This is a genomic window from Streptomyces sp. NPDC101110 (assembly GCF_044759525.1).
Classification (GTDB): Bacteria; Actinomycetota; Actinomycetes; order Streptomycetales; family Streptomycetaceae; genus Streptomyces.
Genome location: NZ_JBIVZM010000004.1, coordinates 373156 through 385828, shown reverse-complemented (window position 1 = coordinate 385828; position 12673 = coordinate 373156). Strand labels below are relative to the sequence as shown.

7 protein-coding genes are annotated in these 12673 nt (G+C 70.3%); 5 read left to right on the top strand and 2 right to left on the bottom strand.

Annotated features, from left to right (window positions below; translation table 11 throughout):
* Positions 1-58 precede the first annotated feature (58 nt).
* Positions 59-727: a snapalysin gene (gene snpA / locus ACIQU3_RS11065; RefSeq protein WP_403924481.1), complete on the bottom strand. Its 669-nt coding sequence runs from the start codon at positions 725-727 to the stop codon at positions 59-61.
* Between the two features lie 174 nt (positions 728-901).
* Between snpA and ACIQU3_RS11060 the strand changes: the two genes are divergently transcribed.
* On the top strand, positions 902-1861 hold the full coding sequence (locus ACIQU3_RS11060; protein ID WP_403735166.1) for a LysR substrate-binding domain-containing protein: 960 nt from the start codon (positions 902-904) through the stop codon (positions 1859-1861).
* A 172-nt stretch (positions 1862-2033) separates the two neighbouring features.
* On the opposite strand, the gene ACIQU3_RS11055 is transcribed toward ACIQU3_RS11060, so the two are convergent.
* Complete coding sequence (locus tag ACIQU3_RS11055) at positions 2034-4130, bottom strand: PhoX family protein (RefSeq protein WP_403924478.1); 2097 nt, start codon at positions 4128-4130, stop codon at positions 2034-2036.
* Positions 4131-4409: 279 nt separating this feature from the next.
* On the opposite strand from ACIQU3_RS11055, the gene ACIQU3_RS11050 reads away from it, so the two are divergent.
* From ACIQU3_RS11050 to ACIQU3_RS11035, 4 genes are all read left to right on the top strand, one after another.
* Positions 4410-6110 (top strand): VWA domain-containing protein, encoded by a 1701-nt coding sequence (locus ACIQU3_RS11050; protein ID WP_403924475.1) that lies wholly within the window; start codon positions 4410-4412, stop codon positions 6108-6110.
* Positions 6111-6268: 158 nt separating this feature from the next.
* The gene (gene metG / locus ACIQU3_RS11045; RefSeq protein WP_403924472.1) at positions 6269-7984 is read left to right on the top strand and encodes a methionine--tRNA ligase; all 1716 of its coding nucleotides are present in this window, start codon (positions 6269-6271) and stop codon (positions 7982-7984) included.
* Positions 7985-8120: 136 nt separating this feature from the next.
* Positions 8121-12248, top strand: a complete 4128-nt coding sequence (locus ACIQU3_RS11040; protein ID WP_403924469.1) for a caspase family protein — start codon at positions 8121-8123, stop codon at positions 12246-12248.
* Positions 12249-12281: 33 nt separating this feature from the next.
* Positions 12282-12647, top strand: a complete 366-nt coding sequence (locus tag ACIQU3_RS11035) for a PH domain-containing protein (RefSeq protein ID WP_403735179.1) — start codon at positions 12282-12284, stop codon at positions 12645-12647.
* The last annotated feature ends 26 nt before the right edge of the window (positions 12648-12673 follow it).

The following is a 12673-nucleotide window of genomic DNA, read 5'->3' as shown; positions in this document are numbered from 1 at the left end:
CCGCACATGCGGATACGGCCGCCCCGCATGGCAGGGCGGCCGCATCCGCATGGGGGTCTCAACGAGGCGACTTCTCCAGGGCCTTGTCCATCGCCGCCGCGAAGCCGTTCGCCCACAGCCTGTTGACCCGGGAGCGCTCGGTCGCGTTCGGGACGGCGTTGGTGCAGGAGGGGCCGGGGCCGCCGCCGGACATCAGCTCACTGCACGGGCCCGTGTAGTGGTCGGGCAGACCGAGGACGTGACCGGTCTCGTGGGCGGTGACCCGCGTGGAGTCGTACTGCTGGTTCTGCCGGTAGTCCAGGAAGATGTAACCGCTTCCGTGGCCGTCGGTGGACGCGTACGAGCCACGGGAGTCGTTGCCCTCCCGGTAACTGAAGTCGGCCGCCGAAGCGGAACCCGACTGGAGCTTCACGTTCGACACCGAGCTGTTCCATATCTGGGTGCTGCGCGCGATCTGGGCGCTGAACGTGGGCGCCCGGGAGGCGTCGTAGACGACGGTGACGGCCGCGGTGGCACTCGGGTTCGCGGCGCGCTTCTCGGCGACGGACTTCAGGACCGCCTGGAAGAAGGCTCTGCTCGCGTCGGAGTCGGCGGACGCGGCGGACTTCGCGACGAATCCGGCGTGCGGCTCCGCGGCCGGGGACGCCGCGGCGGGACCGGCCGTTCCGAGTCCGGCCATCGTCAGGCCGAGGCCGAGAACCGCCAGGGAGGACAGGGGCTTTCGCATCGAAGGACTCCTCGGGTGGGGGTTGAGTCTCACCGGTGAGTCTCGATGGCCGTGCGGCGCCTGTGATGATGGCAACCAGCGATAGGACGGGGCTATCGACTGCCCAATTCACCTGGTTTAGCGATGAATTATGTGGCTGGTTAACGCCGCGATTCCGCTTTAGCCTCACAGAGCATGGAGCTCGAGGTGAGGCACCTCCGCGCGCTGTGCGCCATAGCCGACACCGGCAGTCTGCACCGCGCCGCCCGGCAGCTGGGCGTCGCCCAGCCGTCGTTGAGCACACAGCTGCGCCGGATCGAGCAGGAGCTGGGCGGCCCGCTGTTCCTGCGCTCCCACACGGGCTGCCACCCCACCCCGCTGGGACGTCTGGTCCTCAGCCGCGCCCGCCCGCTCATGGCCGAACTGCACCTGCTGGTCACCGAGGCCAGGGCGGCCGCCACCGGCGGCACCGAGCTCCGCATCGGCTCCACGGCGAGCAAGGCCCTGGCGGGCTGGCTGCGCCGGCTGCGCGCCCGCGGTCAGAACCCCAGCCTCCATATGAACGTCTCCCCGAACGCCCTGCTCCGCATGGTCGCCCACGGGCAGCTCGACGTCGCCTTCGTGCACGAGGTGGAGGGCTGCCCGCTGCGTATCCCCGCCGACCTCCGGCTGCGCGTCCTGGTGGAGCGCGAACCGCAGTGCGTGTCCCTGCCCGTCGACCATCCCGCAGCCGCCAAACAGGAGGTCGAGCTGGCCGACCTGGCCGGCGACCGCTGGATGATCGACCCCACCGTCGACGGTGAATGGGACGCGGTCCAGCGGATGTTCCGCGAGGCCGGCGTCAGCCCGCACGTCCTGCACGGCGACTACCACACGGCCGACGCCCTGGTCGCGACCGGCGAGGTCGTCACCGTCTGCCAGCCCACCCGCGTCCCCGGCCCCGACATGGCGGTGCGCCGCCTGAAGGACGATCCACTCGGCGTACGACTGCTCGCAGCGGCCCGCACCGAGACCGACCTGGACGGCGTCTACCCCGCGCTGGAGGAGGCGTACGGCGAGGTCGCCCGGCAGGCACCGGCCTACCAAGACTGGCACAAGCGGGACTGGCTGGAACCCGGCGGTCCCCGCAGACCCCCGAGCCCGGCCCTTCCCTGACACGCTGCTGCCGCCGCCGCAACGACGCGGACGAACCGCTGCAACCGAACGGCCGGGACGAACCGCTGCAACCGAACGGTCAGGACGAACGACTGCCACCGAACGGCCGGGACGAACGACTGCCACCGAACAACCGGCACCAACCGATGCAACCGACAGCCGGGACCCTCCCTCAGACGCCGATGTCGCGCCCGTCGGCACGCCACACGGCCACCACGGCCGGACGGACGTACGTCCCGGGCCCGTCGGGCCAGCTGCTCGCGGGCTTCTCCACGGACGCGCCGTCGACCTCCCCCGGGTGCTGCACGGACACCAGCACGCGCCGGTCCTGGACGATCGGACCGCAGGTCTCGGCCCCCTTCGGCACGGTCAGGAACTGCTTGAGCTCCCCGCGCCGCTCGCCCCGGGTCGCCACACCGAACAGGCCGTCGTGCGAACCGAGCTGGGCACCGTCGGTGGAGATCCACAGGTTGCCGTGCGGGTCGAAGGCGACGTTGTCCGGGCAGGAGATCGGGCTGACGGAGTCCTTCGGGAACCCGGCGAAGTAGGTCGCCGGGTCGTCCGGGTCACCGGCAACCAGGAACAGCGACCAGGCGAACCGGGTGCTCTCGGGCCGGTTCCACCGCTCGGTGAGCTCCAGCACGTGCCCGTGCTTGTTGGCGTTGCGCGGGTTGGCCTCGTCCGCCGTGGCGTTGGAGCCGACACCGCGGTTGCTGTTGTTGGTCAGCGCGACGTACACCTTGCCGGTCACCGGGTTGGGCTCGATGTCCTCGGGCCGGTCCATCTTGGTGGCGCCCACCTTGTCACCGGCGAGCCGCGTGAAGACGAACACCTCCTCGGCGCTCATCCCCGCCACGTGCGAGACGGCGCCCTTCGCGGTGGCGGTGGCCAGCGGGATCCACTCACCGCCCCCGTCGAACTCACCGTCCTCCGGCAGCCTGCCCGTGCCGTCGATCTCGAGGGCGGGGGAGTCACCGGTGAGCCTTGCGACGTACAGCGTGCCCTCGTCGAGCAGGGAGAGGTTGTGCTCGCGGACGGCCCGGCTGTGGCCGTGCCTCATCCGCTTGCTGCCGACGAACTTGTAGAAGTAGTCGAACCGCTCGTCGTCACCGGAGTACACGACAGGACGCCCGTCGTGCGTCAGCCGCACGGTCGCCGCCTCGTGCTTGAACCGCCCGAGAGCGGTGTGCTTGCGGGGCGTGGAGGCCGGGTCGTACGGATCGAACTCCACCACGTATCCGAACCGGTGCACCTCGTTCGGCTCCCGGGCCACGTCGAACCGCTTGTCGAACCGCTCCCACTTGCGCTCGCCGGCTCCGGTGCCGATCCCGTACCGCTTGTCGGTCGCGCGGCTGCCGTTGGCGAAGTACTGGTTGAAGTTCTCCTCGCCGTGCAGGGTCGTGCCCCACGGGGTGACACCGCCGGAGCAGTTGTTGAGGGTGCCGAGCACCTTGGTGCCGGTCGGGTCGGCGGAGGTCCTGACGAGCGCCGACCCCGCGACGGGCCCGGTGAGGCGGAGCGCGGTGGTGGCGGTGACACGCCGGTTCAGCTGGTGCCGGGGGACGGCGGTGAGCCTCCCGCTCCTGCGGTCCTCCTCCACGACCACGGCGGACAGCCCGTGCGCGGCCCAGGCGATCTCGGCCTGCTCACGCGTGGGGTTCGCCGCGTCGTACCCACGGAACATCAGCAGCTCGTCGGTGTACTCGTGGTTGGCGACGAGCAGCTGCCGGTTGCGCTCCCCGGGCAGCGGCAGCAGGGCGAGGAAGTCACAGTTGTACCCGAACTGTCCGGCCTGGGCCCTTGCGGTCTGCTTCTCCGGGTCGAAGGCGGGCGCACCCCGCAGGATGGGCTCGCCCCAGCGGATGACGACGTTCTGCCCGTACCCGTCCGGCACGGTCACCGCGTCGGCGGTGTTGGGCGCGACCGGCGTGAACCGCAGCCCGCGCGCGCCCTTGCCCGTGCGCCGGGCCGCCTCGGCGGCGGCAGCGGCCGCCGTGGCTCCGGTGGCCGGCGCGGCGGCGGCCACCGGAGCCCGCACGACACCGGAGGCACCCGCCCCCGCGGCGGCCACGGTCACCACGGCCGCGGCGCGCATCATCGACCGGCGGCCGATCGCACCTGCGATCACGTCACCGACGTACTCGTTGGGGCTGGTGTTGGGCACCTCGTGGAAGCAGGCATCACCACAGCGGAAACGACAGGTCATGGCGGACCGGCCGCCGGGGTGCGAACCGGACGGTGTTCCGATCAACGGCAGCAGCTTGTGCACTTTGCTCTCCCCATGGATGCCCTTGGTGTCCTCGTGACCGTAGGGGCACGCACGTGCGGTGATCGGGCGCCCGGGTGAACAACGAATGAACCCCCCGCTGCCGTACGGGGGTTGTGGCGATCCGGCCCTGCGACACCTGCCCGGGCCGGTTGTCCCCTTGACAGGGCGGGCCTGGTACAAGCAACCCTGCCCAAGATCACACAGGAGGGCCGCTAACCTTACGTGTCCGTCCTGGCCAGGGATTGACGGGCTTCAACTCACGCGAAGGGTTGCGCGCACATGGGCATTCTCACTCTCTTGCGGAACGCGTTCGGACGGTCACGCAAGTCACGGACCGCCGAGGCGGAGGGTGCGGCGCGTACGGCGACCGCCGGTGAGACCAGCGGGACCGAGGACCGGACCGCCGAGCACACCGGCCACGACGAGGCCGTCACGCCGGCCGAGACGACACCGGCACAGGCACCGGCCTCCCCCACGGACCCGAAGGTCCCCTCCCCCTCCCCCGAACCGAAGCCCACCCCGACGGCCAACGTCCCCGAACCCCGGACGTCCCCCTCGGACGAGCACGACCTCGTCTCGGCGGCCTTCGACCACGTCGCGGTCCCGAGGCCGACCCGCTCGACGGATGACGAGCAGGACACCACGGCGGACCGGGCGGAGACGAAGGAACCGACGGCTGCGGAGGAATCGGCGGCTGCTGCGGAGGAGCCGGCGACTGCGGAGCAATCGGCGGCGGCTGCGGAGGAGCCGGCCGCTGCTGAGAAGCCGGCCGCTGCTGTCGATGAGGCGGCGGTCGTGGAGAGGGCAGCCGACGAGGAACCTGCGGCTGCCGAGGAGCCGGAGAAGGCGGAAGCCGAGCCTGAGCTGAAGGAAGAGACGCCCGCGGAGCCGAAGGCCGAGACGCCCGCGGAGCCAGAGCCGAAGCCGAAGGCCGAGACGCCCGCAGAGCCGGAGCCGGAGCCGAAGACCGCGGCCGACAAGGCCGCGGAGACGGCGAAGACGGCGAAGAAGTCCCCGACGAAGACCGCGAAGACCGCGAGCACCACGAAGGTCAAGACGGGCAAGACGGCGACGAAGCCCGAGAAGACCCCCGAACCCACGGCCGCCGAGCCCGCCACCCCGGAACCCGCTGCCACCGAACCCGCTGCCACCGAACCCGCCACCCCGGAACCGGCGGCCGCCGAACCCGCTGCCGCCGAAGCCGCGGCCGCCGACGGCGGGACCGCCCCGCAGGGGCCACCCGCACCCGACGACGAAAGCCGCACGGGCGGTGCGGGTGGGAAGACGAAGCCGGACGAAGCCGAAGGCGAGGACGGCCCCGCCCTCCCCCTGACCACCCTCAAGAAGCACGCCCCCGACCTCGCCACCGCCTACAAGGCCGCCACCACCGCCCTCAAGAAGAACGACCTCACCGGCACCCGAGCCAAGGTCTACCTCGTACTCGACCGCTCCGCCTCCATGCGCCCGTACTACAAGGACGGCTCCGCCCAGGCCCTCGCCGAGCAGACCCTCGCCCTCGCGGCCCACCTCGACCCCGAGGCCACCGTCCCGGTCGTCTTCTTCTCCACCGAGCTCGACGGCACCGGCGAGATCACCCTCACCGAGCACGAGAACAAGATCGACGACCTGCACGCGGACCTGGGCCGCATGGGCCGCACCAGCTACCACGCGGCGGTGGAAGCCGTCCTCGCCCACCACGACAAGACGGCGGACCCCGCCACCCCCGCCCTGGTGGTCTTCCAGACCGACGGCGCCCCGGACGCGAAGACCCCCGCCACCCAGGCCCTCACCGACGCCGCCGAGAGCCACCCGGCCGTCTTCTTCTCCTTCGTCGCCTTCGGAGACCCGGAGAACAAGGCCTTCGACTACCTCCGCAAGCTCAAGACCCCGAACACGTCCCACTTCCTCGCCGGCGAAACCCCCCGCGAGCTCACGGACAAGGAGCTCTACGAGGGCGTACTGGCGAACTGGCGCCCGTAAGACTCCCCGGCTCCACCCGGCCGCACGACGCCGCCCGCTTCCCACCCCGTAAAACGGGAGGCGGGCGGCGTACCCGTGTCAGCTACGATTTCAAGGTTCCGTAGACGACCGAGACCACGAGATCGTCACCCCACGTAGCGACTTGGGAGCAGCCCGCGATGGCTCGACACCTCATCACCAGCGCCCTTCCGTACATCAACGGGATCAAGCACCTGGGCAACATGGTGGGGTCCATGCTCCCGGCTGACGTCTACTCCCGTTACCTGCGCCAGCGGGGCCACGAGGTCCTCTACATCTGCGCGACGGACGAGCACGGCACCCCCGCGGAGCTCGCGGCCAAGGAGCAGGGCATCCCGGTGGACGCGTTCTGCACCGAGGCGCACCACCAGCAGAAGGCGATCTACGACGGCTTCAGCCTGGCGTTCGACTACTTCGGCCGCAGCTCCTCCCCGCAGAACCACGAGATCACGCAGGAGATCGCGCGCGAGCTGAAGGCGAACGGCTTCATCGAGGAGCGTTCGATCCGCCAGGTGTACTCGAACGCCGACGGCCGCTTCCTGCCCGACCGGTACATCATCGGCACCTGCCCGCACTGCGGCTACGACAAGGCCCGCGGCGACCAGTGCGAGAACTGCACGCGCGTCCTGGACCCGACCGACCTGATCGACGCCCGTTCGGCGATCAGCGGCAGCAGCGACCTGGAGGTGCGCGAGACCAAGCACCTGTTCCTCCTCCAGTCGGCGCTGGCCGGCGAGGTGGAGGCCTGGGTCGACGAGCGCGCCGACAACTGGCCCGTCCTCGCCTCCTCCATCGCCCGCAAGTGGCTGACGGAGGGCCTGCACGACCGCGCGATCACCCGTGACCTGGACTGGGGCGTCCCGGTCCCCGCCGACACGTGGCCGGACCTGGCCGCGGAGGGCAAGGTCTTCTACGTCTGGTTCGACGCCCCGATCGAGTACATCGGTGCCACGAAGGAGTGGGCGGACCAGGACCCGGAGAACCGCGACTGGCGCTCCTGGTGGTGGGAGTCGGACGCGAACGTCCACTACACGCAGTTCATGGGCAAGGACAACGTCCCCTTCCACAGCGTGATGTTCCCGGCGACCCTGCTGGGCACCCGCGCCCCGTGGAAGAAGGTCGACGTCATCAAGGCCTTCAACTGGCTGAACTACTACGGCGGCAAGTTCTCCACGTCGCAGCGCCGGGGCGTCTTCACGCATGACGCACTCGACATCCTGCCGGCCGACTACTGGCGCTACTTCATGATGGCGAACGCCCCGGAGTCGGACGACTCGTCGTTCACCTGGGAGCACTTCACCGCCACGGTGAACAAGGACCTGGCCGACACCCTCGGCAACTTCGTCAACCGCGTCCTGTCCTTCTCCAGGAAGCGCTTCGGCGAGGAGGTCCCGGCCGGTGCCGAGCCGGGTGAGGCGGAGGCGAAGCTGGGCGAGGAGATCGCGCGCCTGCTCGCGGAGTACGAGTCCCAGATGGAGGCCATCCAGTTCCGCAAGGCGGCGGCCGCGCTGCGCGCCCTGTGGTCGGCGGGCAACTCCTACCTGGAGGAGAAGGCCCCCTGGCTGGAGATCAAGACCAACCCGGAGGGCGCCGCGCTCACCCTGCGCACGGCGATGAACCTGATCCACCTCTACGCCGTGGTCTCCGAACCGTTCATCCCGACGTCGGCGAAGAAGATGCGCGAGGCGTTCTCCCTGGAGAACGACACGGCGACCTGGGTCACCCCGGACGAGGCCCGCTCCCTGACCTCCGTCCCCGCCGGCACCCCGTTCACCATCCCGCCGGTCCTGTTCGCCAAGCTCACGGACGAGGACCTGGAGTCGTACAAGGAGCGCTTCGGCGGCGAGTCCGCCTGACCCGCACCGCACGGCCCGCCCCTGGGAGGATCTCTTCCCGGGGGCGGTGCCGCTTCCCCGGTGGGTCCCGTTCCGCAAGCGGTCCGACGCGAGGAGCTGAGACGGATTGACGCGTCCTGACGGGTACCGGCGGCCGATGAGCCCGCGCCGAAGGTTCCTCATCGCGATCGGCTGCTCGCGCTACGACGACTCCGGCATCGCCGACCTCCCCGGTGTCCCGGACGACATCGGGCGGGTGTGTTCCCTGCTGGAGCCGATGGGCTACGTACGGGTGCTGACCGAGGTGTCGGACGATCCGCCCGCCCATGACGTGGCGCGGGCAGTCGACCGCTGGGCGAACCGGGCCGACTTGGGCCAGGACGACGTCGTGGTGCTCTACTTCGCCGGGCACGGAGTCCGAGGCGAGGACCGCCACTACCTGCTGTGCGCGAATTCCGAACCGGGCCTGTGGAGCACCGCCCTGGCCACCGAGGATCTGGCGCGGCCGCTGGTCAACAGCGCTTTGGGTCATCTGCTCGTCATCCTGGACACCTGCTACGCCGGAGCCGGCATCGGAGAGATCGCCGTCCACGCGCACGAACTGGCCCATATCCGCGGGGGTACGGCCGGCCGGTGCCTGCTGGCCGCGGCCCGGGGGAAGGAGACGGCCGCGGAGAACGTCTTCGTCGAGGCACTGGCCGAGGCCCTCAGCCGGCCCCGAGCGGGTGCCTACCAGGAGTTCATCGGCGTCCGGGAGACGACGGAACGCGTCAACGAGTACCTGCGTCTGCGTCAGGCACGCCAGCACGCGCGGCACGCGGTCGTGGACAGCGACGGCCAGGACCCGTTCTTCCGCAACCCCGCCCACATCCCAGGGCTCCCCGCCGACGAACTGGACGTGGCCACCCTTCATCGGCTCCGGCGGAGCCAGCACGGTCATTTCGATCCCCGGGGCCGCGGTGTGGAACACGCCGGCGAGAAGGGCGACCATTTCAAGGGGCGCGAGCGCGCCCTGTCCGAGCTGGTCCGTTTTCTGTCCGGAGGACGTCACGACCGGAAGGCCAGGGTGGTGACCGGGTTACCGGGCTCCGGCAAGTCAGCCCTCTTGGGGCGGTTATGGGCCCTGTCGGCCCTCGGTGACCCGGTCCGCGGCACCGGCGGTTCGTCCCCCTGCCGCCCGGCCGTTCCGGTCGTCCCGCTGCACGCCCGTCGGGCCACAGCACGGACGCTGGTCACGGAACTTTCCGGTGCACTCGGACTGCCCCACCCGGACCGCGACGATGTGCTGAGGGCCCTCGGCGAGCGTGAGCGGCCCATCGCCGTCATGATCGACGCCCTGGACGAGGCGGGCACCGCAGGCGACGCGTCGGAGGGGGCACGGATCGCCCGGGAACTGCTCCAGCCGCTGAGCGTCCTGCCCGCCGTACGGCTGGTCGTGGGCACCCGGCGCCATCTGATCAGGGCTCTCGGACGAGCCGTTGAGGTGATCGATCTCGACCGCCCCGAGTACATGGAGCCCGACGACATCCCCTCCTACGCCCTCAGCCTGCTGCTGGACGAACACGATCCGGAGAGCCTCTCGCCCTACCGCGGCCGGGAGGCACTCGCGACCACCGTGGCCGCGGGCATCGCCGCACGCGCCGGCCGTTCCTATCTGGTGGCGCGCATGACCGCGCGAGCCCTGGTGCACGGGCAGATCACGGTCGACCCGGCGCGACCGGGCTGGCAGGAAGCCCTGCCCAGCGATGCCGACCAGGCTTTCGCCGCCTACCTCGACCGGTTCGGCCCGCACCGGGCCAGGGTGGAACGGCTGCTGCGCCCCCTGGCGTACGCGCAGGGCGTCGGTCTGCCCTGGTCGACCGTGTGGGCCCCGGTGGCCGAAGCGCTCTCCGGCATGTGCTGTCCTCAGGAGGATCTGCAGTGGCTGCACGAGCACGCGGGCGCCTACATCGTGGAAGCCGCGACACCGGGCGGGTCGGTCTTCCGGCTCTTCCACGAGACCATGGCCGAGTACCTGCGCCGCCCGGGCGGTGACGCGGACGCGCACCGCGCCATCGCAAGGGCTCTGAACACACTGGCGCGCGAGAGTGGATCCCGCTCCGCGGAACCGGACTGGTCCGCGGCCCCCGACTACGTCCGGGAGCACCTCGCCACCCACGCTGCCGCAGGAGGCGCGCTCGACACCCTGCTCGAAGACCCCGGCTTCCTGGTCAACGCCGCCCCCGCCCCGCTGCTGCGCGCGCTGGAATCCGTGACCACTGACGAGGGGCACCGCATCGCCCGCATCTACCGGACCTCGGCGGCCGTCCACGCCCCTGCGGACAACCGTGCCCGACGCCAGATGCTCTCCGTGGACGCGGCCCGGCACGAAGACCGCCGCCTGGCACGGGAACTGGCGGCCGACGATCCGTGGCAGGTGATGTGGGCGACGGGCGCACTGGTCAGCTCCGCGCACCGCGCCACACTGAGAGGGCACGAGGAACTCGTCCAGCAGGTCTCGTGCATCGATGTCGACGGCCGCCCGGTCGCCGTCTCGGTGGGGCACGACGGGGTCGTGGTGAAGTGGGACCTCCTGGACCGACAGGAGACGGACAGGACGCACCTGGACAGTGAGTGGCTGTCCTCGGTGCACTGTGTACGGTTCGACGGCCGCCCGCACGCGTTCGTCGGCACGGCGCACCACACGGTGGAGATCCTTTCCCTGGACGACCTGAGCATCCAAGGCACGCTGCTCGGCCACAAGGGCTTCGTCACAGAGATCGCTCACTACGAGCACCAGGGCGTCTTGCGTCTGGTGACGTCGTCGCGAGACGGCAGCGTCCGTGTGTGGGACCCCGTACGCCGCGAGCAGGTCGCCGTGCTCGACGGGCACGGCAACCACGTCAGCGGCGTCAAGTGTCTGTCCTACGACGGCACGCCGCATGCGCTCACCGGTTCATGGGACGGCACCGTGCGGCTGTGGAATCTGATGGAACTCGGTGCCACGGCTGCTCTCGAGCTCGACGACCCCGTCAATGCGGTGGACTACTGCTGGGTGGACGGCCGACTGAAGGTGCTGGTGGCCCCAGGGGAGTGGGGGGCGGTCGAGATGTGGGATCCGTTTACGGAGCAGCACTCCCTTGAATCGTTCGGATTCGAGGCCGGGGAGAGTGACTCCCTGGCGCACTGCGCCATCGGGGGTGTCCCGTACGTCATCGTCGGAGGCGGTGACGGCATCATGCGGCTGCTCGACCCGACCGGACGGGCCAAGGTCGCCGAAGTCACCGGGCACACCTATGCGGTGACGTCCATCGCCTGCGTCGACGTGGACGATCGCCCGCACGCCGTGACGGCGTCGAGTGACGACACGGTCAGGATCTGGGACCTGACCGACGCGCTCACCAACGAACGACGGGGCGGGCACACCGACTGGGTCGACAGCGTCAGGCTCGTCGAGCCCGAGGGGGAACGTCCTCGGGCGCTGAGCGCCTCCCGCGACCACACGGTGCGTATCTGGGACGCCGACACCGGTGTGGAGGCAGGCCGCCTGAACACCAGGATCGGCTGGCCGCACTCGATCGCGCTTCTGGCCGTCGACGGGCGCACGCACGTCGGCATCGGTCACACGGACGGCGCTCTTCTCTGGGACCTGCACGACGCGATCGACCCCCTCGTCTCCTGGCTGACCGAGGTGGGGCAGGCGGGGTACCTCCAGGTGCGCGGCAACCATTACGCGGTACTGTCCACCGCCTCACAGGCCGCCGAGATCTGGGACGTCTCGAAGCGCGAGAAGCTGTGGGTGGCCGCGACGGCGACCGGCTGGACCTGCGCCGCGGTGGTCGACGGCACCGGGCCGAGTCCCCTGCTCCTGATCGGAACGAGGACGGGACGCGTGGAAGTCTGGGACTTCGATGCGAGAACTCCGCTGACGACGCTCGAAGGCCACACGGACCACATCTCGAGTCTGGCCGTCGCACCGGTGGAGGGCCGCCCTCACCTCCTGTCCGGCTCCTGGGACGGCACGATCGGCGTGTGGGACCTGACCGGCCTCACACCGCGTACGTTCCTGCGCGACCACACCGAACGGGTCACCACCATCTCGGCGTTCACGGCGCACGGCCGGTCCTACGCCGTCACGGGCGGCTGGGACCGGACACTGCTGACGTGGGACCTCGACACGCTCCGCATGGCCGACCGGCTCCGTCTTCCCTTGGAGGTGGAGTCCTCGGACATGCTGGGCAGCCTGCTTCTCGTGGGCGCGAAGAACGAACTCATCGCCCTCCGGGGCCCTCTGTTCCTAAAATGACCGGGGGACACAGCAAACCAAACGGGGGAACACATGGCACTCTTCGGCAACGCACACACCGTCAGCCCGCAGTCCGCCCAGCAGGACTACGCCCGCCTCCTCGGCCACGGCGAGCAGGTCCACGCCGCGTTCCTGCTGATCCGCGACACGATCCTCTTCACCGACCGCCGCCTCATCCTGATCGACAAGCAGGGCATCACCGGCAAGAAGGTGGAGTACCACTCGGTCCCGTACCGCAGCATCACCCACTTCGCGGTGGAAACGGCCGGCACCTTCGACCTCGACGCCGAGCTGAAGATCTGGATCTCCGGCACCCCGACCCCCATCGAGAAGACCTTCACCAAGGGCGTCGACATCTACGAGGTCCAGGCGATCCTGACGCAGTTCGTGGCGGGGTAGAGGAGTCACCGGGGCGGCTTTGTCTC

Coding starts and splice junctions, on each gene's coding strand:
- snpA (WP_403924481.1), bottom strand. CDS start 727: ATGCGAAAGCCCCTGTCCTCCCTGGCGGTTCTCGGCCTCGGCCTGACG.
- ACIQU3_RS11060 (WP_403735166.1), top strand. CDS start 902: ATGGAGCTCGAGGTGAGGCACCTCCGCGCGCTGTGCGCCATAGCCGAC.
- ACIQU3_RS11050 (WP_403924475.1), top strand. CDS start 4,410: ATGGGCATTCTCACTCTCTTGCGGAACGCGTTCGGACGGTCACGCAAG.
- metG (WP_403924472.1), top strand. CDS start 6,269: ATGGCTCGACACCTCATCACCAGCGCCCTTCCGTACATCAACGGGATC.
- ACIQU3_RS11040 (WP_403924469.1), top strand. CDS start 8,121: ATGAGCCCGCGCCGAAGGTTCCTCATCGCGATCGGCTGCTCGCGCTAC.
- ACIQU3_RS11035 (WP_403735179.1), top strand. CDS start 12,282: ATGGCACTCTTCGGCAACGCACACACCGTCAGCCCGCAGTCCGCCCAG.